This window comes from Dyella flagellata (assembly GCF_030160275.1).
Taxonomy (GTDB): Bacteria; Pseudomonadota; Gammaproteobacteria; order Xanthomonadales; family Rhodanobacteraceae; genus Dyella_B; species Dyella_B flagellata.
In genome coordinates this window covers 379,530-403,573 of record NZ_BSOA01000003.1, presented here as the reverse complement: position 1 = coordinate 403,573, position 24,044 = coordinate 379,530, and the positions used below count along the sequence as shown (strand labels likewise).

20 protein-coding genes are annotated in these 24,044 nt (G+C 63.4%); 2 read left to right on the top strand and 18 right to left on the bottom strand.

Going from position 1 to position 24,044, the window contains the following annotated elements; all coding sequences use genetic code 11:
• Position 1 precedes the first annotated feature (1 nt).
• Both rlmD and QQJ96_RS03440 read right to left on the bottom strand, forming a co-directional pair.
• Entirely contained in the window at positions 2-1,315 is a 1,314-nt protein-coding gene (gene rlmD, locus QQJ96_RS03445) for a 23S rRNA (uracil(1939)-C(5))-methyltransferase RlmD (protein ID WP_284330541.1), read from the bottom strand.
• Positions 1,316-1,429: 114 nt separating this feature from the next.
• Positions 1,430-3,364, bottom strand: coding sequence for a DUF748 domain-containing protein (locus tag QQJ96_RS03440; RefSeq protein WP_284330540.1), 1,935 nt, complete (start codon positions 3,362-3,364; stop codon positions 1,430-1,432).
• A 154-nt stretch (positions 3,365-3,518) separates the two neighbouring features.
• Here QQJ96_RS03440 and QQJ96_RS03435 point away from each other — a divergent pair, with 154 nt between their 5' ends.
• Positions 3,519-4,232 (top strand): response regulator, encoded by a 714-nt coding sequence (locus QQJ96_RS03435; protein ID WP_284330539.1) that lies wholly within the window; start codon positions 3,519-3,521, stop codon positions 4,230-4,232.
• Between the two features lie 200 nt (positions 4,233-4,432).
• Here the strand turns inward: QQJ96_RS03435 and recO are convergent, their stop codons facing one another.
• The 11 genes from recO to QQJ96_RS03380 all read right to left on the bottom strand — a co-directional run bounded on the left by recO (position 4,433) and on the right by QQJ96_RS03380 (position 16,453).
• Positions 4,433-5,143, bottom strand: coding sequence for a DNA repair protein RecO (gene recO, locus QQJ96_RS03430; protein ID WP_284330538.1), 711 nt, complete (start codon positions 5,141-5,143; stop codon positions 4,433-4,435).
• A gap of 11 nt (positions 5,144-5,154) precedes the next feature.
• On the bottom strand, positions 5,155-6,090 hold the full coding sequence (era, locus tag QQJ96_RS03425; protein ID WP_284330537.1) for a GTPase Era: 936 nt from the start codon (positions 6,088-6,090) through the stop codon (positions 5,155-5,157).
• 126 nt (positions 6,091-6,216) lie between these two features.
• Positions 6,217-6,876 carry a ribonuclease III gene (gene rnc, locus QQJ96_RS03420; RefSeq protein WP_284330535.1) on the bottom strand — a complete coding sequence of 220 codons (660 nt, stop codon included), beginning with the start codon at positions 6,874-6,876 and terminating at the stop codon, positions 6,217-6,219.
• A gap of 2 nt (positions 6,877-6,878) precedes the next feature.
• Positions 6,879-7,265 (bottom strand): DUF4845 domain-containing protein, encoded by a 387-nt coding sequence (locus tag QQJ96_RS03415; protein ID WP_284330533.1) that lies wholly within the window; start codon positions 7,263-7,265, stop codon positions 6,879-6,881.
• A 163-nt stretch (positions 7,266-7,428) separates the two neighbouring features.
• Positions 7,429-8,328: a signal peptidase I gene (gene lepB, locus QQJ96_RS03410; RefSeq protein ID WP_284330531.1), complete on the bottom strand. Its 900-nt coding sequence runs from the start codon at positions 8,326-8,328 to the stop codon at positions 7,429-7,431.
• Between the two features lie 12 nt (positions 8,329-8,340).
• On the bottom strand, positions 8,341-10,131 hold the full coding sequence (gene lepA, locus QQJ96_RS03405) for a translation elongation factor 4 (protein ID WP_284330530.1): 1,791 nt from the start codon (positions 10,129-10,131) through the stop codon (positions 8,341-8,343).
• Positions 10,132-10,309: 178 nt separating this feature from the next.
• Positions 10,310-11,791, bottom strand: a complete 1,482-nt coding sequence (locus QQJ96_RS03400; RefSeq protein WP_284330528.1) for a DegQ family serine endoprotease — start codon at positions 11,789-11,791, stop codon at positions 10,310-10,312.
• Between the two features lie 147 nt (positions 11,792-11,938).
• Complete coding sequence (locus tag QQJ96_RS03395) at positions 11,939-12,616, bottom strand: sigma-E factor negative regulatory protein (protein ID WP_284330527.1); 678 nt, start codon at positions 12,614-12,616, stop codon at positions 11,939-11,941.
• Positions 12,613-13,209, bottom strand: coding sequence for an RNA polymerase sigma factor RpoE (gene rpoE, locus QQJ96_RS03390; protein WP_284330525.1), 597 nt, complete (start codon positions 13,207-13,209; stop codon positions 12,613-12,615). The genes QQJ96_RS03395 and rpoE overlap by 4 nt, the downstream gene beginning before the upstream one ends.
• 170 nt (positions 13,210-13,379) lie before the next feature.
• Positions 13,380-15,977 carry a putative bifunctional diguanylate cyclase/phosphodiesterase gene (locus QQJ96_RS03385; RefSeq protein ID WP_284330524.1) on the bottom strand — a complete coding sequence of 866 codons (2,598 nt, stop codon included), beginning with the start codon at positions 15,975-15,977 and terminating at the stop codon, positions 13,380-13,382.
• Positions 15,974-16,453 carry a hypothetical protein gene (locus QQJ96_RS03380; RefSeq protein ID WP_284330522.1) on the bottom strand — a complete coding sequence of 160 codons (480 nt, stop codon included), beginning with the start codon at positions 16,451-16,453 and terminating at the stop codon, positions 15,974-15,976. The genes QQJ96_RS03385 and QQJ96_RS03380 overlap by 4 nt, the downstream gene beginning before the upstream one ends.
• Positions 16,454-16,774: 321 nt before the next feature.
• Between QQJ96_RS03380 and QQJ96_RS03375 the strand changes: the two genes are divergently transcribed.
• Positions 16,775-18,853, top strand: a complete 2,079-nt coding sequence (locus tag QQJ96_RS03375; protein ID WP_284330521.1) for a 3-hydroxyacyl-CoA dehydrogenase NAD-binding domain-containing protein — start codon at positions 16,775-16,777, stop codon at positions 18,851-18,853.
• 64 nt (positions 18,854-18,917) lie between these two features.
• On the opposite strand, the gene QQJ96_RS03370 is transcribed toward QQJ96_RS03375, so the two are convergent.
• From QQJ96_RS03370 to QQJ96_RS03350, 5 genes are all read right to left on the bottom strand, one after another.
• Positions 18,918-19,484, bottom strand: coding sequence for a DUF2058 domain-containing protein (locus QQJ96_RS03370; protein ID WP_284330520.1), 567 nt, complete (start codon positions 19,482-19,484; stop codon positions 18,918-18,920).
• Positions 19,485-19,517: 33 nt separating this feature from the next.
• Complete coding sequence (locus QQJ96_RS03365; protein WP_284330519.1) at positions 19,518-19,730, bottom strand: SlyX family protein; 213 nt, start codon at positions 19,728-19,730, stop codon at positions 19,518-19,520.
• Positions 19,727-21,076 carry a UDP-glucose dehydrogenase family protein gene (locus QQJ96_RS03360; protein ID WP_284330518.1) on the bottom strand — a complete coding sequence of 450 codons (1,350 nt, stop codon included), beginning with the start codon at positions 21,074-21,076 and terminating at the stop codon, positions 19,727-19,729. The genes QQJ96_RS03365 and QQJ96_RS03360 overlap by 4 nt, the downstream gene beginning before the upstream one ends.
• A 153-nt stretch (positions 21,077-21,229) precedes the next feature.
• The gene (locus QQJ96_RS03355; protein WP_284330517.1) at positions 21,230-22,012 is read right to left on the bottom strand and encodes an FKBP-type peptidyl-prolyl cis-trans isomerase; all 783 of its coding nucleotides are present in this window, start codon (positions 22,010-22,012) and stop codon (positions 21,230-21,232) included.
• 168 nt (positions 22,013-22,180) lie between these two features.
• On the bottom strand, positions 22,181-23,947 hold the full coding sequence (locus tag QQJ96_RS03350) for a cation:proton antiporter (protein WP_284330516.1): 1,767 nt from the start codon (positions 23,945-23,947) through the stop codon (positions 22,181-22,183).
• Positions 23,948-24,044 lie beyond the last annotated feature (97 nt).

Genomic DNA, 24,044 nt, shown 5'->3' with positions numbered 1-24,044 from the left:
TTTATTTGCGTTCGAACAGCGCAATGGATTCCACGTGGGCGGTGTGCGGGAACATGTCCATCACGCCGGCCGCCTTCAGGCGGAAACCATGCTGATTCACCAGGATGCCGGCATCGCGCGCCAGCGACGCCGGATGACATGAAACATAGACGATACGCCCGGTTTCCTTGTGCGGCAGGTATTCCAACACCTTGTCCGCGCCGGCCCTGGGTGGATCGAGCAACAGTTTGTCCCACGGCTTGCGCGCCCATTCGGTGCCGCGCTGATCCTCGAACAGATTGGCGACGTGGAAGCGTGCATTGGCAAGCCCATTGTGTGCCGCATTGTCTGCTGCACGCGCCACCAGGCCATGCTCGCCTTCCACGCCGGTGACTTCCGCAACACGACGCGCCAATGGCAAGGTGAAATTGCCCAGGCCGCAGAACAGATCGAGCACGCGATCCTGCGGCTGCGGGTCTAGCAGCTCCAGCGTGCGCTGCATCATGCGGCGATTCAGGCCCGCATTGACCTGCACGAAATCCAGCGGCTGGAAGACCAGTTCCACGTCTTCCACGCCGGCGCCGGCGGGAATGCGAAATGCCAGCCGTGGATGGTCAGGCCACAGCGGATGCACGCTGCTCACGCCGCCAGGTTGCAGGTAAATGGCGAAACCGTGTTCTTGCCCGAACGCCACCAGCTTGGCGCGATCGCCTTCACTCAGCGGCTTGAGATGGCGAAACACCAGCGCGATGGTGTCGTCGCCGGCGGCGAATTCGATTTGCGCGATTTCGGCGGCGGCGTCCATGCTGCCGACCAGTTCGCCCAACAAACCGATCTTTGCGCCGAGCGCCGGGTGCACGACGTCACAGTGCAGGATGTCGGCGACATAGCGTGGATTGTTCTCCTCACGGAAACCCACCAGCACGCGTCCTTTCTTCGCCACCGCGCGCACGGACAGGCGCCCCTTGCGGCGATAGCCCCAGGCTTCGTCGGTAAGCGGCGGTAACCAGGCTTCGGGTCCCACCTTGCCGATGCGCACAAAGTTGTCGACCAGCACGCGCTGCTTGGCTTCGATCTGCGCGGCGGCGTCCAGATGCTGCAGCGAGCAACCGCCGCATTGGCCGAAATGGCTGCAACGCGGTTCCACCCGGTGCGGCGAGCGCGTCAGGACCTCCAGCGTTTCCGCTTCGTCGAAGTTGCGGTGGCGCTTGCGGATGCGCAGGCGCACCTGCTCGCCCAGCAAGGCGCCGCTGACGAATACGGTTTTCCCGTCAATGCGGGCCACGCCACGGCCATCGTGACTCAGATCGGTAATGGCGACTTCGAACTCGTTCATCGGCCCTCTTGGGAAAACAGGACGCCGGATCGCGTGCGACCCGGACGGGACATGAAGGGGAGGAATGTGGGCCTCGCCGGCCCGGCCAGTCCTCAATGATACCAGCGGAAGACTCTAACGCTCGGCCACGGCGCCCTGGGTGGCCGTCTTGATGCGCCGGACCAGCAGCGGCCATTCGATCCGGCTCTGCGTGCCGGTTACGTGCAGATACGGCAGGCCGCTGCCTTCGACAATCGTGTAACTGCTGGCATCCCCATCCAGGCCGCCAAGCGTGCATACGCCATTGCGCAAGGTGGCGTTGAGCCCCATCCGCTTGAAGTTAGCCGTCTTGAACAGCCTCATCATCGCGCTCTGCAGGCCGCTGGCCGGTGTGCCGCCGGTGATGATCGAGAGGTTGTTGGCCGCGCGCAGGCTGATATGCCCGCCGTTTTGCGCCAGCAGCGAAGCATTGAACGCCACCGGGCTCCCTCCCGCCAGTTGCAGGCCCTCGATGGAGCCATCCATTCGGCCGGTCATGGCGCCGAAATTGTAGGCTTCGGCCAGGGCGGCCAGGTCGACCTGGTGCAAGCCCACGTCCGCGCCCAGCGCCGGGCTAATGCTCAGCGGCTGTTGCACCGCCAGATGGTCGACCGAGGCGCTTCCACCGAATGCCTCGATGGTCAATCCGCCTTCCAACGCATAGCGATCGCCGGTCCAGTGCACGGAGGAAATAGTGCCCCCCAGGGTACCGGCGAAGGGCACCCAGCCCAGTGATTGGGTGAGCGCCGTCATATCCATGCCCGCCAGGCTGGCGGCAAGGTCCAAGCGTTCGGCTTTCTCCGCATCCGGCCGCCATTCGAAGCGGCTGAGGCGGGCGTGGCCTTTCCACGCCGAGAACTCCAGCGGTACCTGCAAGCTCAAGGCTCCATCGCGGCTGCGCCAGCGAGATTGGCTTGCGCCGGTGGTGAATTGATGTAGCGTCAAATGGTCCCAGGCCAGCGCGGTAGGCGATCTGTCGCCTTGCTGGGACCAGTCCAGATCGCCGTGCAATCCGCTCGCATGCAATTGGCCGCTACTGTCGGCAACGTCCAGCTCTTCCGTATGAAAACCGAAACTGCGCAAGCTCTCACCGGCGTAGTCGACGTGTCCTTCGAGCTGCCCGGCGATTTGCAAGTTCGGTTCCGCGAGCTTGTCGAGCCACGGCTGACCGTAGCGTTCGTAAGCCACCGGGAAGCGCGCCTGGAAATGCTCCAGCTTGAGCTTCTGCAGGTTGCCCTTGGCGTCGATCGCCAGCGCTCCGTCCAGCTCAAGCGCATCGGCATCATCCATACGCAAGCGGCTGATGGCGAGGCCGCCTCGCTCGGGGCTGGCGCCAAGATCCAGCGTCACGTCGTGGGCGGGTAGCCTGGCCAACACAGGACCAAGCTGCAGCTCCCCGCCATGCAGGCTGCCGTTCAAGCTCAATTGCGCCGGCCGGGCCGTGGCATCGAGCGCGAAACGCGCATGCCCGTTCAAACCCTGGCCGGCGACATTGCCCGCGGGCGTGGTGTATTGGAAGTCGGCAAAGCTGGCATCGCCGGAAGCCTGGAACCCTTCTTCGCGCATATCGAGGGCGAGGTCCGCATCCAGCTTGCCGCCTGCGATACGCGCCGGCCAGACGGTTGCCAGCAACCCCTGCAGCCAGCCGGCAGGCAGGTTGCGCAAGTTGACTTGCGCGTGCGTGGGTTGATCCAGCGGGAATGCCGTACTGATATGGGCGACGCCCTGGTCGGCGTTGATTTCGAGTGTGTTGGCAGAGGCATCCACGACCAGGTTGAGCGTGGCATTGCCGAGCGCGCCGCCCGGCGCGCCGTTGAGCTGTACCGTGCCGTCGAACATCCAGCGCATTTGCAGGTCGCGATGCAGATTGCCGTCCACGACGACACCAACCTTGCGCCAGCCGAATCCCGGTATGTCCGCCTTGCCGGCGCGCAGGCTGATCTGCACCGTATCAGGCGTTGCGCCAGGACTGAACTGCGCGCGCACGTCCTGCAGGCTCACGCCAGGCACATCGATACGCTTGGCGACCACGACAGTTCCCGCCCACGCGGGCACCGCCCATAGCAGGGTCCAGAGGGCGCATGCGACAAGCGGGCGGCGAAATGAAAACATGGGGCAGCCATTCTGCCAAACTAAGCTGAACGATACGGACACAGGACCGATGCCGTACCCGCCAGACGACGCCATGACGGCTACTGCCGTCGAACCATATCTGCTAGTGGCCGACGACGATGCGCCCACTCGCTATTTCCTCGGCGACGCCTTTCGCCAGTTCGGCGCCCGCGTCGTCTTCGCCGCCAACGGCAACGAAGCGCTGGCCCTGGCACGCAACGAGACTTTCGACCTGCTGGTGCTGGATTGCCGGATGCCGGGGGCCGGCGCGGTCGAAATCCTGACCCAGCTGCGCAACGATCCGGAGGCCAGCTCGGGCTCCCGCCCCGCCGTCGCGAGCAGCGCGGAACTGGATGCCCAGGCACAACAGGCGTTACTAGCAACGGGCTTCCATGCCGTGCTGCTCAAGCCGTGTACCCTGGCGGATCTGCGCGGCATCCTGACACTGGCCGCCGTGGGGCGGCGCAGCGTACCGGTACTGGACGATGGCCAAGCCCTCCACACCAGCGGCACGCCTGCGGTAGTCCAGGCGCTGCGTGGACTGCTACGGCAGGAACTGGTGGCGATCAACCAGGAGCTGGATGAGCTGGCCGTGGACCCGAAGGCGCTGGAAGCGCGCCTGCACAAACTGCGCTCATCCTGCGGGTTTTGCGGCGCAGCGTCGCTGTCCGAGCATATCGTGTCGTTGCAGCAGCATCTGAAGCTGGACCATCGGGGGGCGATGCTGCCGTTGCTGGATTTTCGGCGGTCGGTACGGGAGACGATCGAGGCCCTGCCGGGGGCGTAGGTTGGGGGCAAGCCCCCAACCTCCTCTACCTCTAGCGTCGTGTAAGCGCGTAGGCTGGGATGACAATCCCAGCATCGGGATGGCGTGTAGAAAGCTGGGATTAGCATCCCAGCCTACGCGCCGCACGCAATGGTTCGACATACGAAATGCAGCAACCGTGCGTAAGCAAGGGAGACATTGGGGGTTTGCCCCAATCTCCTCTATCGCCGAGTAAGCGCACCACGCAGCACCCGCCACGCGCGCAGCTCAACGCCCCCCAGATGAAAGCGGATCAACTCGCGCATCATTCCGCGTAGCGCATACAAGCCTTGGGCTTCCGGCATGCGATCGTCGTGCAATGCCAGCAGATCTCCCCCGCGCACCGCATGAGGTTCGTTAGGACCGCAACGAACCGCGCCGTACTCCGAACGGTACGCATACAGCACATCGTGCTGCAAAGGCGCTCCGGTATCGGCTTCGCAATCCAATTGCAGGGCATAGCCCAAGGCGGCAAGCAGGTCGCGTTCGAAGCGTCGTAGATGCCATGCCAGGGAGCTGCCCTCGGCGAGACGCGCGAGCGTCTGTGCGTAGGCCTCAAAGAGGGCTGGGTGCGGGTCCTGCCGCTCGGTCAGCCGTACCAGCAATTCGTTGGCATACAGGCCTGAAAGGCCTGCATCGCCCAAGAGGCGAAACGGCGCCGTGGTGGGTTCGGCGCCACGCAGGCTGGCAAGTTCGCCGCGCAGGTGCAAATTCATGACGAGCGGCTGAAAAGGTTCGAGCTGCGAGCGTTGCAGGCGCCCACGCTGGCTGCGCACGCCGCGCGCGACCACGCCGAGGCGCCCGTGATCGCGAGTCAAACATTCGAGCAGCAAGGAGGTTTCGCGATAAGGGCGCGAGTGCAACACAAAAGCGGGCTGCTGCTCGATGAGCATCGCCGGCCCGGCTAGTCGGTATAGCCGAACTGCTTGAGCATCGATTCGTCGTCCGCCCAGCCTTCCCGCACCTTCACCCACAGTCGCAGGAATACCTTGCGATCGAACATGCGCTCCATATGCCGGCGTGCCGCGGTGCCGATGGCCTTGAGCTGTTCGCCGCCCTGCCCGATGACGATGGCCTTCTGGCCATCACGCTCCACCCAGATCACCGCATGAACTTCCGCCACCCCGTCTTCGCGGTCCTTGAATTGCTCGATCTCGACCGTGGTGGCGTAGGGCAATTCCTGGTTGAGGCGCAGCATCAGCTGCTCGCGCACCATTTCCGCCGCCAGGAAACGCTCGCTGCGATCGGTTATTTCGTCTTGGCCGAACACCGGCGCGCGCACCGGCAGGCGGGCGAGGATGTCCTGCGTGAGCACCTCCAGCCCCTTGCTCTTCAGGGCACTCACGTAGTGCACCGCATCGTAGCTGTGCTTTTCGGTGAGCTCGGCCACGAACGGCAGCAGCGCCGCCTTGTCCTTGCTCAGATCGACCTTGTTGATCGCTAGCAGGCGCGGCGTGCTCTGTTCGCGCAGTACCTCGTAAAGCGCTTCGTCCTCATCGGTCCAGCGCCCGGCCTCGATCACCTGCACGGCCAGTTCCACTTCACTGAGCGCGGAGTGCACGGCCCGGTTGAGGCTGCGGTTCATCGCCCGCTTGGCGCCGCGATGCAGGCCCGGGGTATCGACGTAGAGAATCTGCCCGGCGTCGCTGCTGGCGATGCCGAGGATGCGATGGCGGGTCGTCTGCGGACGCGGGCTGACAATCGACAGGCGGAAGCCGATCAGCGCGTTGAGCAAGGTCGACTTGCCGACATTGGGCCGGCCGGCCAACGCCACGAAGCCGCAGCGAAAGTCGGGGTGCGGCAGCTCGTTTTCGGTGGCGTCGTCGCGTTCGTCGTTCATGGTGCGGGGGTACTCTGGTAGACGGTTATAAGCATGGCTCCGCACGCTTGCGAACGCCACCGGCATGGCGTCATTGCCATGCGAAAAACCTGGATTTCGACCGGGTGGCCGGGTCCGGCCAGGGAATTACTGTCCTTCCTGCTCGCCAGCCAGCCGGGTCAGCACCGTTTCGGCGGCATCCTGCTCGGCGAGCCGGCGGCTGCTGCCGCGCCCTGCTGCCGTCACCGCCGTGGGCTGGCTGACCAGGCATTGCACTTCGAAGATACGCGCATGCTCTTCGCCTTCGGTCGCCACCAGTTCGTACTGCGGCAGCGGCAAACCTTGCGCCTGCAACCATTCCTGCAACCGGGTCTTGGCGTCCTTGGAGGCATGCGGCAAAGCGGCGATGCGGTCTGCGAACAGCGTTCGTACCGCCGCTCTGCAAGCTTCGAAGCCGCCATCCAGGTAGATGGCGGCAACCAGCGCCTCGAAGGCGTCGGCCAGTATGGAGTCGCGCCGGTAGCCCCCGCTCTTGAGTTCACCCGAGCCCAGCTTCAGTCGGTCGCCCAGTTCCAGTTCACGGGCCACGACTGCCAGCGCCTGGCCATTCACCAGTTGCGCGCGCAGGCGCGACATGTCGCCTTCGGCCGCCTTGGGATGCGTTTCGTAAAGCATCTCGGCGATGATCGCCCCGAGCAGGGCATCGCCGAGAAACTCCATGCGCTCGTTGTTGGGTCTACCGGCGCTGCGATGCGTCAGGGCGAGCGTGGCCAGCGAAGGATCGCGAAAGTGATAAGGCAAATCCACTGTTATTGCGGGGGAGCGACATTGCCCGGCACGGGCACACTCTTGTTGAAATGAATCAGGAAATCGATGTTGTACAAGAAAGGTATCTGCTTGTCGTAGGTGACGCGCAGCTCATTGCCGCTGGCGCCCTGGCCGAAGGTGATGTCGCTGGGATGAATGGTGGAATCATCCACGTACTGGAACCCCAGCTTGAACAGCAGGTCACGCCGAACCTGGTCCAGCGTCTTGCCTTCCACGCCTTCGGTGGCTATCTGGTTCATGGCCTTCACCACACCTGCGTACTCGGTGTAGGCCGGCATCAGTTTCATTGCCATGTAGGCGAAAAAGCCCGCCACGATCAGCACCACGATGAAGCCGAGCAGCGTGATGCCTGATTGTTTGGATTTCATGGTCCCCTCGCTGTGCCGCCGACGCGGCCCCTGTTCCGAATCAAAACCCCAATAGCGCTACTTTGCCCGGTCCGCGCAAGCATCGCCAGCGACATGTTCACGATTCTGCCAGGGAAGCTGGTTGACGCCATGTCGCACGCGTAGGCATAGATCAATGGCTTCTTCAATGAATGACCGTGCCAATACGGTGGAAATCCACGTAGCCGGTACCCCAACCCTTCCAGCTTAACCAGATCATGAAAGCCTTGCCGACCAGGTTTTGTTCCGGCATGCAGCCCCACCAGCGGCTGTCCTCGCTGTTCTCGCGGTCGTCACCCATCACGATGTAGCAGTTCGGCGGCACCACCGCCGGCACTTTCGCATTGGGGATCGGTGGCGTCGGACCGCGCGCGGGCATGCGTGCGATCAGGTGATTGACCGGGCCGAGCTGCTCGCTCCATACGCTGGCGTTGTAATACAGCAGCTCGTTGTCTTCGGGACGGGCCGGATTGCCCTTGAACGAGCCGATCTGGGTATCGGCCACCGGCTTGCCGTTGATCACGATCTGGCTGTCGTGCACTTCGAGGGTGTCGCCCGGCAGGCCGATCACGCGCTTGATCCAGTTCTGGCTGGCCACCGGCGCATGCGGATCGGCGCAAGTCATGTCGCCGCTGCGCACGGTCTTGCCATTGTCGTCCTGGCAGATGTAGCCGGGAAAGCGGAATACCACCACGTCGCCGCGCTTGGGCTCGCCGATGCCGACCATCTTGTTGTTGAAGGCGGGCAGGCGCAGTCCGTAGGCAAATTTGTTGACCAGGATGAAATCACCCACGTCGAGCGTGGGCATCATCGAACCGGACGGAATCCGGAACGGTTCGGCCACGAAGGAGCGCAGCACCAGCACCACGAAAATCACCGGGAACAGCGAGCGAGCCCAATCCACCGGCGCCGGATCGCGGTATTCCTCGCCAGCCGCCGCGAAGCGCGCTTTGCGCTTGCGATACAGCAGCAATCGGTCTAGGCCCCACACCACACCGAACAGGACGGTGAGGGCGAGCAGAATGGCCGAAAAGTCAAAATCCATGCGTTGGCTCCGCTATTTGTCCACTTTGAGCACGGCAAGGAAGGCTTCCTGCGGAATCTCTACCCGACCGACCTGCTTCATGCGCTTCTTGCCTTCTTTCTGCTTTTCCAGCAGCTTCTTCTTGCGGCTGACGTCGCCACCGTAGCACTTGGCGAGCACATTCTTGCGCAGCGCCTTCACCGTCGAACGCGCGATGACCTGCGCGCCGATGGCGGCCTGGATCGCCACGTCGAACTGCTGGCGTGGAATCAGGTCCTTCATGCGCTCGACCAGGTCGCGGCCGCGCCGATCAGCATGGCTGCGATGCACGATCAGGCTGAGCGCATCGACGCGGTCGCCGTTGATGAGGACGTCTACGCGCACGAACGGGCCAGCGTCGAAGCGCTCCATGTGGTAATCCATGGACGCATAGCCGCGCGACACCGATTTGAGCTTGTCAAAGAAATCCAGCACCACTTCGGCCAGCGGCAGCTCGTAATTGATCTGCACCTGCGTGGCCAGGTACTGGATGGAACGCTGCACGCCGCGCTTCTCTTCGCACAGCGTGATGATGTTGCCGATGTAATCGGGCGGCGTAAGGATGTTCGCCACGATGATCGGTTCACGGATTTCCTCGATCTGGGTGACCGGCGGCAGGCGCGCGGGGTTGTCCAGCTGCATCACCGAGCCGTCGCTCTTGAGGATTTCATACACCACGGTCGGCGCAGTCGTGATGAGGTCCAGGTCGTATTCGCGCTCCAGGCGCTCCTGCACGATTTCCATGTGCAGCATGCCGAGGAAGCCGCAACGGAAGCCGAAGCCCATTGCTTCGGAGCTTTCCGGTTCGAAGAACAACGCAGCGTCGTTGAGGCGAAGTTTGTCCAGCGCCTCGCGCAGCGCGGGGAAATCATCGGCCGAAACCGGGAACAGGCCGGCGAACACGCGCGGCTGCATGGTCTGGAAACCGGGCAGCGGATGCGAAGCGGGCTTGGCGGCCAAGGTCAGGGTGTCGCCCACCGGTGCGCCATGGACGTCCTTGATGGAGGCGGTGATCCAGCCCACTTCGCCGGCGCTGAGCCGCTCCAGTTTCTTGCGCTTGGGCGTGAACACACCCACTTCGCTGACTTCGTGCGCGCGACCGGTGGACATCACCTGCAGCTTGTCCCCGGGCTTGATTTCACCCTGCATGATGCGCACCAGCGACACCACACCCAGGTAGTTGTCGAACCAGGAATCGATGATCAGCGCCTGCAGGCGGTCGGTATCGCGCGGCTTGGGCGGCGGAATGCGCGCCACGATGGCTTCGAGCACTTCCACTACGTTCTGGCCGGTCTTGGCGCTGACCGCCACGGCCTCGGTGGCGTCAATGCCGATCACGGCTTCGATTTCACCCTTCACCTTGTCCGGATCGGCGGTGGGCAGGTCGATCTTGTTGAGCACCGGCACCACTTCCAAGCCCTGCTCCACGGCGGTGTAGCAGTTGGCGACCGATTGCGCCTCCACGCCCTGCGCCGCATCAACCACCAGCAGCGCCCCTTCGCAGGCGGCGAGCGAGCGGCTCACTTCGTAGGAAAAATCGACGTGGCCCGGCGTATCGATGAAATTGAGCTGATAGGTCTTGCCGTCCCGCGCCTTGTACGGCAGCGACACGGACTGGGCCTTGATGGTGATGCCACGCTCGCGTTCGATCGGGTTGCTGTCCAGCACCTGGGCTTCCATCTCGCGCTCGGCCAGTCCGCCGCAAATCTGAATGATGCGGTCGGCAAGCGTCGATTTGCCGTGATCGATATGGGCGATGATGGAGAAATTGCGGATCAGTTCCATGGGCACGCTGTCAGCTTCACCGCCTCGCGCAATGCAAGGCCAGCTATCACCGGAATGGCGATATTAGCCGCTCATTATCGCATGGATTGAGAACATCGGCCCACGCCACCATCGGGCGGCTGCCCTGCGGGCTCTGCTTGGGAAAGGCCCGCCTTGCGGCGGGCCTTCGTACGGGGACTCAATCGGCTTTGTCGCTGGGAATGGTCAGTGCGATGAAGTTGTTCGAATCGCCGCGCCGCACCAGCAGCAGCACGGTATCGCCCGGCTTCACGCCCGCGGTGGCGGCGCGGAAGGCCTCCACGCTGCCCACTTTCTTCTGGTTCACCATCAGAACGACGTCGCCCTGCTGCAGGCCGGCCTGTGCCGCCGCGGGGCCGGTCACGTTGGCGATGGCCACGCCCTCGCCCGGCTTCAGGCCGAGCTGGCTGCGCGCGGAGGCATCCATGTTCTCGACGCTGAGGCCCAACGCGTCCGCGCCACTGCTCGGGGCGGCCTTGCTCAGCGCGGAGGCGGCATTCTGATCACGAGGCATGGTGCTGATGGTGGCGTTGACGGTCTTTTCCTTGCCATCGCGCAAGACCTTGATCGGTACCGTGGCGCCCGGCTTGGTCATCGCAACCATCGGCGGCAGGTCCTGCCCCTGGACAACCTCGTGGCCGTCGAAGGCAAGAATGATGTCACCCGATTGCAGGCCAGCCTTCTGTGCGGCGCTATCGGGCGACACGCTGACCACGATCGCCCCCTTGTCGCTATCCAGCTTCAACGCCTTCACGACATCGTCATCGACCGGCTTGATCTGGACGCCCAGCATGCCGCGCGTGACGTAACCCTTGCTCTTCAGCTGCTCAACCGCGTTCATGGCCAGGTCGATCGGGATCGAGAAAGCAATGCCCTGGTAGCCGCCGGTATCTGAAAAAATCTGTGAGTTGATGCCCACCACCTGGCCCTGCAGGTTGAACAACGGCCCACCGGAATTGCCGCGATTGATCGGCACATCGGTCTGGATGAAGGAGGTGCTGGGCTGATCCCGGTTGCCGAGGCTACGCCCCACCGCACTCACGATGCCTTGTGTCACGGTGTAGTCGAAGCCGAACGGTGAGCCGATCGCGAGCACCCACTGGCCGGGCTTGAGCAGGCTCGAATCGCCAATGCTTACGGCCGGCAGGCTGCCGCCCGCATCCACCTTCAGCAAGGCTATGTCATAGGTGGGATCGGTACCCACCACCTTAGCTGTCAGGGTGCGCCGATCCTGCAGGCGGACGGTCACGCTGTCGGCGTGATCGACCACATGATTATTGGTGAGGATGTAGCCGTCGCTGGAAAGAATAAAGCCCGAGCCTAGCGAGGTGTGGGCCTGCTCGTCCGGCGAGGGCAGCATCGGCATGCCGAAGAAGCGGCGGAAGATTTCGGCCTGGCCCGGGTCCATGCCCTGCATCGGCATACCGCCGGAATTCTTGGGACGATGCCCGGAATACTTGGCCTCCACATGCACCACCGCGGGAGCATTTTTCTGCACGATCCCGGTGAAATCGGGCAAGCCGGCAACAGCCGGGGCAGCCTGCGCCCAAGTCGCGGGACTCGCCGTGGCCATGCCCAAACCCAGGGCACAGCCCAGCAGGCCACAAAGAAGACGGCTATTGACGAGACGGGGTTGATTCATGACTCCTCCACGGGTTTCAGACACCCCTCTTCACGCTCCAGGGCTGGCCAGGTGGAACGAGAGCAAGGGGACAAGGAAGAAAGGCAAAGCCAGGCAGCTGGCCAGCCGAAAAGCGGAGAGCGCATGCCCGCCGCTTCCGGATGTTACTTAACGGGCGCCTTGCACCGCGGCAGGCTGCGCCTGCGGGGTATCGATCAGCAGCAAGTAGCTGCCGTCCTGGTTGTTCAGCGCCTTGTAGCCGTGCATGGAATAGCTCTGGCCGCGATAGCGCTGGAACAACGGATTTTCCGAAGGATCGCCCAGGGTCACCGAAGCGCGCTGGCTCAACGCCGAGGCCGAATACGGGCTCAAGGACGGCGGCACGGCCGCCAGCATATCGTTGCTCGTCCGCCTTGGCGCCGCCGTGGCATTGGCCGCAGCAAGGGATGCACCGACGCGCGCACCGTGGGATGCAGCCGCGCCGCCATTGGCGGCAAGCCGGGCCGGACGCTCGGAATCAGGTGCAGTCGGCCGCGACACCATCAACGCCGCCACCGCGACACTCGCCGCGATCGCGCCGCCCATGGACAGCCGCAGCCAGTCACGCTTGGGCGACTTGGCGGCCGCGTGTTCGCCTTCGATGGCCGCCATTACGCGGGACGCAAAGCCCTCGCTGGCCACCGCCGGTAACTGCCGGCGCAGTCCTTCGCCTGCAACGTGATAACGCATCCATGTCTGCACCAGCGAACCGTCGTGATCGAGTCTGCGCAACAAAAAGCGCAACTCTTCCCTGGACAGCTCACCGTCCACGGCCGCGGAAAGGTTTTCCATGTTGGCTTCAGTCATGACATCCGATCCTCGCGGTCTGAAAGCAATGGCCGCAACTTTTCATCGATCGCCTCGCGTGCCCGGAAGATGCGCGAACGCACCGTTCCAATCGGGCAGCCCATGGCTTCGGCAATCTCTTCATAGCTAAGGCCTTCCACTTCACGCAGGGTGATGGCCGTCCTGAGCTCCTCGGGCAAGGCTTGGACAGTGGCAAACACCGTTTGTTCAATTTCCTGGCGCATCAATTCGCGCTCGGGGGTGGCCCCCTCCTGCATGCGGTCGGCACCCGGCACGAACACGGCATCCTCGATGGCGATATCGTCCGCCGGGGGCCGGCGGCCCATGGCTACCAGATGGTTCTTGGCCGTGTTGACGGCAATCTTGTACATCCAAGTATAGAAAGCACTGTCGCCGCGGAACGAGCCGATCGCCCGCCAGGCGCGGACAAAAGCCTCCTGCGCCACGTCCTCGCATTCGGCGGCGTTGTGTACGTAGCGGGAAATGAGGCCGATGACCTTGTTCTGATATTTACGCACCAACAGGTCGAAAGCACGCCTGTCCCCGTTTTGAACACGCTCTACCAGCGCACTGTCGAGTTCGTTGTCGCCCATCCGGGCCGTCTCCTTCGTCACTGGACCATGCCGGGATGTCCCGTTGGATGGGTGAGCCGTTCTGACCTGTTTCGCCCCGACAAGTTCAGTGCAAAAGCCGATCCATCACCATTCTAAGATAGGGGCATGCCGCTGTGACTCAAGAAGTTGCGCGCGCTGCCCGGATCAATTCAGGCGCTGACCGCAGAAAGACCCTGGCCGGACAACAAGCGCTCGCGCTCGCCCAGCAAGCGCTCAAAGCCGGAGTGCGGCAAAGGCCGGCAGAACAAGTAGCCCTGGAGCTCATCGCAATGGTTGGCACGCAGGAACTGCAGGTGCTGCTCGATTTCCACACCCTCGGCCACCACGCCACGTTTGAGGCGATGAGCCATTTCGATGGTGGCCCGTACGATCGCTTCGTCATCGGGGTCGACGCCGATGTTGCGCACGAAGCTCTGGTCGATCTTGATGCGATCGGCGGGGAGTTTGCGCAGATAGTCCAGTGAAGCGGCGCCGGTACCGAAGTCGTCGATGGCGATATGGCAGCCGAGCTTGTACAACTTCTGCATGTTGTCCATCAGGTTGGGTGCCGCCTTGATGCTGATGCTCTCGGTGACCTCCAGTTCGAGCAAGCCCGGATCCAGACCGCTCTCCTCCAGCACGGACTCCACCACGTCCGGGAGGTCCGGCTGCATCAGCTGCACAGCGGAAAGGTTCACGCCCAGCCGCAAGCGCAAGCCGAAACGCTCGTCCCAAGCCTTGGCCTGTTTGCAAGCGGTACGCAGCACCCACTCGCCGATCGATACGATCAGCCCGGTTTCCTCCGCCAACGGAATGAAGAAGCCGGGGCCGATGTGGCCCAGTTCCGGGTGCTCCCAGCGCAGCAACGCTTCCATGCCGACAATGTCTTCGGTTTCCGCGCTGATCTGCGGCTGATAGAACACCCGCAATTCACCGTTGCCTTCGGCATGGCGCAAGCGCGCCTTCAAGGCGGCGTTCTGCTGCTCTTGCGCGGGGCTTACGTCGTAGACGCGGTAATTGTTGCGCCCCAGGCTCTTGGCGGCATACATCGCCTCGTCGGCATGCTTGAGCAAGGTCTCGGCATCGAGCGCATCTTCCGGAAAGTAGCTGATGCCGATGGATGCCGTGACCTGCAACTCCGGACCATCTTCCAGATGCAACGGCGCCTCCATCAACTGCACGATCTTGTCCGCTACGCGCAGCACGTCATCGGTCTTGACGATGTGCCGCAGCACGATGATGAACTCGTCGCCGGCGTAACGCGCCACGGTATCGGACGCGCGCACGCTGCTGCGTAGTCGCTGCGTCACCGCCACGAGCACCTGGTCGCCTACCGCATGACCGAGCGTATCGTTGATGAACTTGAAGCGGTCAAGGTCCACGAACAGGACGGCGAAGGTCTCGCCGGTGCGATTCGCCTCGCGGATGATGGTGTCGAGGCGGTCGTTGAACAGCAGCCGGTTGGGCAGCCCGGTGAGCGCATCCAGCAAGCCTTCTGCACGGCCTTGCTCGCGGGTGCGCCGCAATTCGAGCATGTGCGCGAAGTGCGCCGCCGCACAATGCAGCACCGGCTCCACGATGCCCGGCTCGCTGAAAGGATGGCGGCTGCCCGCCAGCAAGGCGCCCAGCACGCTGCGCCGTTCGTCGAGCAAGGGCAAGCCGACGAAGCCGCGCAAGCCCAGCAAGTTGATCAGCGGATCGACCTCGGCCAATCGCTTTGCATCATGCGGATGCAGCAGCGTGCGGCCCCCGAGTACCAGGCGCAGCGAACTCTGTAATTGCGGACCCGGCCAGACCTGCTCTTCGCCGCGCCAGCGCTGCACGATCTGGACCGGCACGCTGCTTTCCTCCGGACGCGCCGACCACACGGCGAGATAATCCAGATCCATCTCGTCCAACAGCAGTCGCGCGGTTTCCGGCAGACTTGCATCGTCGTGATTGCCCGAGAGCAAGCGCGCCAGCACCCCCAAGGCAACAGCCGGGCGAACGCTCGCGCTGGCGCTGCGAAACACCAGCGCCAGCATCTCGCGTCCGCTATGCCTTACGCGTCGCACACTGGCTTCGCCTATGTCATGGCCACGAACCGATTTGCGCCGGCACGCGAGCCAGCGCCGGTCCGCATCGAACAGCGCTTTCTCCAGCCCCACCGTTTCGAAGATCAGCACTTCCGTCAGCGGCATGCTGGTCAGCAAGCTATTGGCCAGCCCGCTGTGCCTGATATAGGCCGGATTGGCCTCCACCACGCGTTCGGCGGCCGGGTCGACGATCAGCCAGTCACCATCACCGTCTTCGAAGATGAAACGGTAGTCGCTGGTGGTGGCGGGCAATACCAAGGAAGACGCTGGAGATGGATTGGCGACCGGCTCCGCAACCTGCAACTGCGCCCCGCCACGCAATTGCTGCCAGCGCGCAATCAGTTCGCTGCCGATTTGCGACGCGAACAGCCAGCCGCCAACCATGGGCGGCAATTGGCCCGGTTTGATGGTCGCTTCGTCGACCAGTACCGCAATGATCGGCGCATCCACGCACGACGGCAGCAGACGCAGTTGTTCGCAGACCGTGGTGCCCGCGCGTCCGTCACCGTCGAACACCACCACGATCAACGCCAGCGGTTCTCGCCCCTCCAGCAAGATCGCCGCATGCGTCATGTCGCGCGCGGAGTGAATGGTCGGATGCCCCTCGCGATCGAGCGCATCGAACAGCTCGCGACGAAGCTCGCGCTGCGAGGCCACCAGCAAGATGCCGGTTTGAAAAGCAGCCGTACTCACAACAGCCATCGTCCGTCACGCAGCCGTGGGCGCTGGACCACGTCCGCCGCGCTGCCCAGGCGCACGGCAATATCGTCGATGCTCGAAACCAGACTCTGCGGCGCATCGAGCAATACCACCCGACGCACATGCCCTTGAGGCGCACGGGCCAGCTGCCGCAACAGGCTGCTATCAGCGGGCGCCAGCGGCAAAGGGAACGGGGAAAGCAGGTACACGCCAAAATGAATGGCCTGCTGGATGTAACGCAAGGCATTGCCCAGGCGTAGCGAACCGGGAATCACCGCATGCGCCTCACGCAGGTTTTCCATGCCGGTTTCGGGCCGCCAGAGATACACCGATTGGCCGTTCAGGCGCGCCAGGGCGCGAAATTGCTCAATCAAGGCCTTGCTCTCGACGTGCTCCAGCACGACCAGCCCTCCCGGGGCGGTCAGGATGCGCTCGTAGATATCGTTGCCGGCAAGCGGCGCGGGGGCCATCAGGGAAGTCATACCGCCCAAAGGGAAGTCGTCGCATCTCGTACGTTACGCAGTCGTACGCGAAGCGCAATAGCCGGATGACTGAGGCGTGATCCATGCGGCATACCCTAGGGATGCTCTGATCTATTCCACGTACCCGTCACCGCACTGTATGCGCGCCGCGCGGCACGCCCTGCGGGCCTTCTGGACGTCATGCCGGGCACGTGGAATAGATCAGAGCATCCCTAGGCTGCCCTCCCAATACCCTTCCGAATGGTGCGTCTCGCAATCATCGCGGCGGAACGGTATGGTGCAGGTCTCCCGGCCATCCCCTATGCCCCCATGTTCGAAGGATTGCGCTTCAATCACTGGAAAACGAGCCTGGATGACAGCGGCATCGTTACCCTCACCCTGGATCGCGCCCAAAGCGGGGTCAACGCCATCTCGCGCGAAGTGCTGGATGAGCTAGGGCAGATCGTGGAGCGGCTGGCGATCGAAAAGCCCGCCGGGGTCATCATCCATTCGGCCAAGGCGAACGGGTTCGCCGTCGGCGCCGATATCAAGGAATTCGTCGAATACGCCAGGCAGGGCACGGTGCTGGAGAACATCGAGAATGGCCAGCGAGTGTTTGAAGCGCTGGCGCGCCTGCCCTGCCCTACCGTGGCCGCCGTGCATGGCGCCTGCATGGGCGGTGGCACCGAGCTGATCCTGGCCTGCCGCCAGCGCATCGCCACGGACGACGAGAAAACCCGCATCGGGCTGCCGGAAGTGATGCTGGGCATCCATCCCGGCTGGGGTGGCTCCGCCCGCCTGCCACGCCTGATCGGCGCGGCCGAGGCATTGCCCCTGATGCTGACAGGCAAAGCCTTGTCTGCCCGCAAGGCCAAGAGTTTGGGCGTGGTCGACCGGCTGGCCCGGGCGGATGAGCTGATGGCCGAAGCACGCGCCCTGCTGCGCCATCCCCATGCCCAACCGTTCGCGCGGCGTGCGACGGCATGGATCAGCAACACCTGGCTGGCACGCCAGATCCTGGCGCCGATGGTGATCAAACAGACGGCGGCGAAGGTACGCAAGGAACACTACCCCGCCCCCTTCGCCTTGATCGATGTGTGGAAGCGCGGCGGCAACAACATCCAGCAACGCCTGAAACTGGAAGCGCGCTCGGTCGCCAAGCTGGCGGAAACCTCCACCGCACGCAACCTGATCCGCATCTTCTTTTTGCAGGAACGCCTGAAGGGTCAGGGCGGCGGCATCGACGCAGCTATTCATCACGTACACGTGGTGGGCGCCGGCGTCATGGGTGGCGATATCGCGGCATGGGCGGCGCTCAAAGGGTTCGAGGTCACGCTGCAGGATCGCGAGATGAAATGGATCCAGCCCGCACTGGATCGCGCCCAGGCGCTGTACGAGAAAAAACTGAAAACACCCGACAAGGTGGCCGAAGCGCGCAAGCGCCTACGCGCTGACGTGGAAGGCGCTGGCGTCGCGCAGGCCGACCTTGCCATCGAAGCGATCTTCGAAAACCCGGAAGCAAAGGAAGCGCTTTACGCGACGATGGAGCCGCAACTGAGCCAAGGCAATGGCATCCTGGCCACCAATACCTCATCCCTGCCACTGGATGAACTGCGCAAATCCCTGCAAGCGCCGCAGCGCTTCCTGGGTCTGCATTTTTTCAACCCGGTGGCACAGATGCCGCTGGTGGAAGTGGTGCGTCACGATCGCCTTGACCCAGCCATCGAAAAACGGGCGCTGGCCTTCTGCAAAGCGATCGGCAAATTGCCGGTGGCGGTCAAGGGTACGCCAGGCTTCCTGGTCAACCGCATCCTGATGCCTTACCTGCTGGAAGCGCTGCGCCTGTACAAGGAAGGCGTGCCAGGACCGGTGCTCGACCGGGAAGCGAAGGCCTTCGGCATGCCGATGGGGCCGATCGAACTGGCCGACACCGTGGGCCTGGACGTATGCGCCTCGGTCGGCAAGGAGCTGGCGCCGTTCCTGGGCCTGGAGCTTCCACCGGGCCTGGAGGAAAAACTCGAAGCCGGCAAACGCGGCAAAAAGGACGGCCAGGGCCTGTACACCTGGCAGGACGGCAAGCCGCAGAAGCCACAGGTGGACCCGGACTACACGCCACCGCCGGACGTGCGCGATCGCATGATCCTGGCGATGGTCAATGAGGCGGTCGCCTGCCTGAGCGACAACGTGGTGGACGATGCCGACCTGCTAGATGCCGGCGTGATCTTCGGCACCGGCTTTGCGCCCTTCCGTGGCGGCCCCATCCAGTTCGTGCGCGACGAGGGTGCGGAGAAAGTGCGCCAGAAACTCGACTCGCTGGCCAAACGCCATGGCGAGCGTTTCACACCCAAGCATGGTTGGGACCACCCGGCGTTGAAGCCGCAAGAGGAGTTCGACGTCGCGATCGCGTAGGCTGGGATGAAATCCCAGCATAGGGACACCGCGTGGGGAGCTGGGATGCTCATCCCAGCCTGCATCACCACATCAAATCGTCGGGAATGCCGTCCTCGTCCACACCCACGGCCGCCGGATTCACCAGCAAGGCCACCAGGTGCGGATCGACCTCCCGCACCTGCTCTGCCACTGCCTGCGTGACCAGCACATAACGCCCTGCGTTTTGCACAACGCCCAACTTGCCGGCGTTGAGGTCGGCAAGTTGGTGGGTGTCCACATGTACCCGGCGGATCTTTCCGCCGTATTCGAAGTGACGCACCTGATCGACATCGGCTTTGTTCAGCGCCTGGCCTTCAAGCAGCTGCTGTACTTTCGCCTTGCGCTCGCGCTTGATGCGCGCCAACTCGGCCGCTTCCTGTTCGGCACGCTTGCGCTCCTGCGCCTCGGTCTGCGCGCGAATGGCATAGGCCTTGGCCAGGTCAATCTCGCCGCTGCGGGCAGGTTTCGGCTGGTGCGGCGGTTTATGCGGCGGCTTGCCCCCGGCGAAGGCGGCATTCGGCTTGGGCGCAGGCTGCTGCTGGCGTTTTTCGTCCTTGAGCTGCTTGACGATGCCGCTCTTCAGGAGCTGATCTCGTAATGAATCGACCATGATCGAAAATCCAGTGTTACGTGTTGCGTTCTATCAATAATGAGGCGGCGGCGGCTCGCTGTGCGCATCGGGCGCCTGCCCGAGACGCACCGCTTCCAACTCGCTACGCAGATCGCGTACCAGGCGTTCCAGCGTCACGATGCGCAGCGATTGTTCCGCATCGGCAGCCACCAATGCCTGGACCGCATCATCGATAAAAGCGAGCCGGACTTCCAGCTCCGTAAGACGCTGCTCAGTATGGCTCATGACACTTCCGGGCGTAGCACACTGCGCCCGCGGCCGATGCCGTAGTACGCCAAACCAGCATCTTCCACTACGGCGGGCTCGTACATGTTACGCCCGTCGAAAATGACCGGCTCTTTCAGCATGCTACGGATGCGCGCGAAATCGGGGCTTCGAAACGCTTTCCATTCGGTGATGATCGCCAGCGCATCGGCGCCGTCCAGGGTCTGATACGCACTGTCGCACAGCACCAAATCACCGCGTTCACCGTACAGGCGCCGGGTCTCCTCGCGCGCCTCCGGATCGAACGCACGCACCATGGCACCGGCTTCCCACAGCGTCTCCATCAAGCGCCGGCTGGAAGCCTCGCGCATGTCGTCCGTGTTGGGCTTGAACGCCAGTCCCCACAAGGCGATCGTTCGCCCGCGCACGTTGCCGTCGAAATGCCGCTGGATGAAATCGAACAGCTTGACCTTCTGGTCGCCATTGACTGCCTCGACTGCCCCAAGCAGGCGCGCGTTGTAGCCCACCGCGCGCGCGGTGCGCTCCAGCGCCTGGACGTCCTTGGGAAAGCACGATCCACCGTAGCCGGCGCCCGGATAGATGAAGTGATAGCCGATGCGCGGATCCGAGCCGATGCCCTGGCGCACCCATTCGACATCGGCGCCAACGCGCTCGGCGATGTTGGCGATCTCGTTCATGAAGCTGATCTTGGTGGCCAGCATGGCATTGGCCGCGTACTTGGTAAGCTCGGCCGAACGCACATCCATGACCACGGTGCGATCGTGGCTGCGATTGAACGGCGCATACAACTTGCGCAGCAAGCCGATGGCGCGTTCGCTGGAGCTGCCGATCACGATGCGATCGGGGCGCAGGCAGTCTTCCACCGCGTCGCCTTCCTTCAGGAATTCAGGGTTGGACGCCACGTCGAATTCCACGGACGAGCCACGCGCGGCCAGTTCCCCGGCCACCGCGTCGCGCACGCGATCGGCGGTGCCTACGGGAACCGTGGACTTGTTGACGATCACCGCATAACGATCCAGATGCCGCCCGACGGAACGGGCCACGCTCAACACATATTGCAGGTCCGCGCTGCCGTCTTCGTCCGGCGGCGTACCCACGGCGATGAAGATGATTTGCGCATGCGCGACCGCTGATGCCGCATCGGTGGTGAACTCGAGCTGCCCGTTGGCGTGATTGCGTCGCACGATCGGCTCGAGGCCTGGTTCGAAGATCGGTATCTCGCCACGGCCAAGGCGAGCAACCTTGCCTTCATCGATATCGACGCAAACGACATGGTTACCCATCTCGGCCAGGCAGGCTCCGGTAACCAGGCCCACATAGCCGGTACCAAAAATGGTGACTTTCATCGTATCGGGTCAACGCCTTGTTGAGGGGCGTGAATTCTAACAGTGTCAAAAGAAACGCCCGTGTCAAAGACACAAGCGCTTGTCGCTCTGTAACGCAAACGGGGCGCGATCGTTCGCGCCCCGTTCATGCAACACACGCGTGCAGCCAGGCAATTACTTGCCGCTGCCCTCGCCTTCGCCGCCGCCCTGCGGGGCGCTGGCACTGGCCGGCGTCGGGCCGGTGCTCACCAGGGTCACGTCGAAGATCAGCGTGGCGTTCGGCGGCATCGGGCCACGCGGCTCCGAACCGTAGGCGAGGTTCGGCGGGATGAAGAGCTTGTAGTGGCCGCCCACTTGCATCAGCTGCAGGCCTTCGCGGAAGCCCGGGATCACGCGGGCAAGCGGAATCGCGGTCGGCCCCGGCGGGTTGTTCTTCTCGGAGCTGTCGAACACTTCGCCGTTCACCAGGGTGCCCTTGTAGTTCACCTTCACGGTGTCATTCGGACCCGGACGGGCGCCGGTGCCCTGGGAGACCACCTGGTACTGCAGGCCGGAAGCGGTCGTCTTCACACCCGCGGCGCTCTTGTTCTTGGCCAGGAAAGCATCGCCTTCAGCCTTGTTCTTGGCCGACTGGGCGTCAAATTCCGCTTTGCCCTTGGCTTCGGCCTGCGCGATGAAGCCCTTCCACACCGTGGAGGCTTCCGCTTCGGACATGCTCGGCTTCTGGCCGCTCAGTGCGGCGGTCACCGCGCGACCCACGGTCGCCGGGTCCACCAGCTCGCGCATCGGTCCGGGGATCTGGCCGGCCAGCTGATAGCCCATGATCTCGCTGGCCTTGGCCTTGTCGACCGTACCGGTGGCTGCGGTACTGGACGTCTGGGCCTGCGCGCCAGCGGTGATGCCCAGCGCAACGGCCAGCGCGGCCGCAGTCAGCGTGGGTCGCAGAAAATGCTTCATTCGGAACTCCCTAAGTCTTTGGATTTGCCGGCGTGCCACGCCGGACCTCCCCCCACATGGAGGCTGGCCCCGCATTGTGCGGTGTCCAGTCCGGTCTTGGCAACGACGATTCGTAGTTGACCGCCCACCCCCCGAAAAGTTCAGGCCGGCCTGTGCGCAGCGCCTCATTCAGCTCGGTTCGTTAGGAGAAGATGAAGGCTTTTCCAGCGTTTCCCGTAGCGCCGCCTGCAGTCTTGCATGCATCTTCACCAGACCTCGCCAAAGAATGACGGCAAGAAACACGCATACCGCGACCAGCGAAAGCGCCACGCCGCGCGGTGGCAAAATGGTCGAGCCCAAGATGCCAACCAGCAGGGCCAGGACCAGCAGCGTCGCCAGTGGAATCAGCTTCGCAAGAACCTGCCGGATCGCCTGCGTATACGAGCCGGCGAACCGCTCTCGTATGCCCAGTTCCGCCAACAGCATCCCCAAGGCCTCGGCCTTGCGATACACCGCGATCAATAAAGGCAGCGACAGAAACAGTGCGCAGGCCCAGATCACCGAGTGGCGCGTGTCGCGATCAAGTCCCCAGTGTTCGAACCAGGCAGCGTTGTGCGCGTTGACGTAGGCACCGATCACGAACAGCGTCACGACGAGCGCAATGTTTACCGCGATATGCCAAAGCAGCCGGCGAAACATGTGCGCCAGCACCGCGTTCTCGTCGACAGGACGCAAATTTTCCAGCCAGCCGCTGTAGCTGGTGATCACCAGCTGCAACGGTCGCGGCAGCACGCGCTTGCCTGCGTTGGCCAGCAGATCAGCGCAACGCAACAGATATGGCGAAGTCACCATGCAGATCAATGCGGTCGCCACCGCGGTCGGATAAATGAAATCGTCCACCGCGTGCAGCGTGAGTCCAAGCGTGGCGATCACGAACGAGAATTCGCCGATCTGCGCCATGCAAAGGCCTGCGCGTAGCGAAGTGCGCAGATCATGGCCAATCAAGAACATGCCCGCGCTGCAAACCATGCTTTTACCTAGCATCACCGTCAAGGCGATCAGCAGGGCGGGCAGCGCATAGTGCACGAGCTGGGCCGGATCGATCTTCAAGCCGATCGCCACGAAAAACAGTGCGGCAAACATGTCACGCAGCGGCTCGACCAAATGCACGATGCGCGAAGCACTGTGCGCTTCAGCCACCACCGCACCGGCCAGGAAAGCGCCGAGCGCCACGCTGAAACCCAGCCATGCGGCCAGCAGGCTGGTGCCGAAACAAATGCCCAGCACACTGACCAGCAGGGTTTCGTCACGATCGAAACGCGCTACGTAATCCACCAGCCGCGGCAACAGCAACAAGCCCACGATCATGCCGGCCACGACAAACAAACCCAGATGCCCCACCAGCGCGAAGGCGGTTCCCGTCTCCACCGTGCCGCTGATGGCGATCGCCGACAGCAAGGTGAGCAGCACGATGGTAAGCATGTCCTCGGCCACCAGCATGCCGATCACCAGGCGCGCAAACGGCCATTGGCGAAAACCGCTTTCTTCCAGCGCGCGCATCGCCACCATGGTGGAAGACAAGGCCACGATGGCGCCGAGAAAAAGCGCGTTGCGGCCGCCCCAGCCGAACAGCAAGCCGATCTGATACCCCAGCCACAGCATGAAACCCACTTCGATCACGGTGACCAGCAAGACCATGCCACCAACCTGGCGCAGCTTGCGTACGCTGAATTCCAGCCCCAGCGTGAACATCAGCAGCACGACGCCCAGATTGGAAATATCGGTAATGGCGCGCGGATCGGCGACCAGCACTCCGGGCGTATGCGGACCGATCACCACGCCGGCAAGGATGTAGCCGGGAAGCACCGGCAGCCGCAAGCGCTGGAACAGAATGGTGGTGGCGCCGGCCACCAGCATCACCAGTGCCAGATCGCGAATGAAGCCGATATCGTGCATGCCGTACCCACGAAGATGCCCGGCGCACAGCTTAACCCGATGCAACGATCCAGTAGGTTGGGATGACAATCCCAGCATGGCTTGGACGGCATGCATG

What these genes read in the sequence shown, in the direction of transcription:
- rpoE (WP_284330525.1), bottom strand. Translation starts at nt 13,209, where the DNA reads ATGGGCGACAACGAACTCGACAGTGCGCTGGTAGAGCGTGTTCAAAAC.
- QQJ96_RS03400 (WP_284330528.1), bottom strand. Translation starts at nt 11,791, where the DNA reads ATGAATCAACCCCGTCTCGTCAATAGCCGTCTTCTTTGTGGCCTGCTG.
- lepB (WP_284330531.1), bottom strand. Translation starts at nt 8,328, where the DNA reads ATGGATTTTGACTTTTCGGCCATTCTGCTCGCCCTCACCGTCCTGTTC.
- era (WP_284330537.1), bottom strand. Translation starts at nt 6,090, where the DNA reads ATGAACGACGAACGCGACGACGCCACCGAAAACGAGCTGCCGCACCCC.
- QQJ96_RS03365 (WP_284330519.1), bottom strand. Translation starts at nt 19,730, where the DNA reads ATGAGCCATACTGAGCAGCGTCTTACGGAGCTGGAAGTCCGGCTCGCT.
- QQJ96_RS03395 (WP_284330527.1), bottom strand. Translation starts at nt 12,616, where the DNA reads ATGACTGAAGCCAACATGGAAAACCTTTCCGCGGCCGTGGACGGTGAG.
- recO (WP_284330538.1), bottom strand. Translation starts at nt 5,143, where the DNA reads ATGCTCATCGAGCAGCAGCCCGCTTTTGTGTTGCACTCGCGCCCTTAT.
- QQJ96_RS03435 (WP_284330539.1), top strand. Translation starts at nt 3,519, where the DNA reads ATGACGGCTACTGCCGTCGAACCATATCTGCTAGTGGCCGACGACGAT.
- QQJ96_RS03370 (WP_284330520.1), bottom strand. Translation starts at nt 19,484, where the DNA reads ATGGTCGATTCATTACGAGATCAGCTCCTGAAGAGCGGCATCGTCAAG.
- QQJ96_RS03380 (WP_284330522.1), bottom strand. Translation starts at nt 16,453, where the DNA reads ATGGCCCCCGCGCCGCTTGCCGGCAACGATATCTACGAGCGCATCCTG.
- QQJ96_RS03350 (WP_284330516.1), bottom strand. Translation starts at nt 23,947, where the DNA reads ATGCACGATATCGGCTTCATTCGCGATCTGGCACTGGTGATGCTGGTG.
- QQJ96_RS03360 (WP_284330518.1), bottom strand. Translation starts at nt 21,076, where the DNA reads ATGAAAGTCACCATTTTTGGTACCGGCTATGTGGGCCTGGTTACCGGA.
- QQJ96_RS03415 (WP_284330533.1), bottom strand. Translation starts at nt 7,265, where the DNA reads ATGAAATCCAAACAATCAGGCATCACGCTGCTCGGCTTCATCGTGGTG.
- QQJ96_RS03355 (WP_284330517.1), bottom strand. Translation starts at nt 22,012, where the DNA reads ATGAAGCATTTTCTGCGACCCACGCTGACTGCGGCCGCGCTGGCCGTT.
- lepA (WP_284330530.1), bottom strand. Translation starts at nt 10,131, where the DNA reads ATGGAACTGATCCGCAATTTCTCCATCATCGCCCATATCGATCACGGC.
- rlmD (WP_284330541.1), bottom strand. Translation starts at nt 1,315, where the DNA reads ATGAACGAGTTCGAAGTCGCCATTACCGATCTGAGTCACGATGGCCGT.
- QQJ96_RS03375 (WP_284330521.1), top strand. Translation starts at nt 16,775, where the DNA reads ATGTTCGAAGGATTGCGCTTCAATCACTGGAAAACGAGCCTGGATGAC.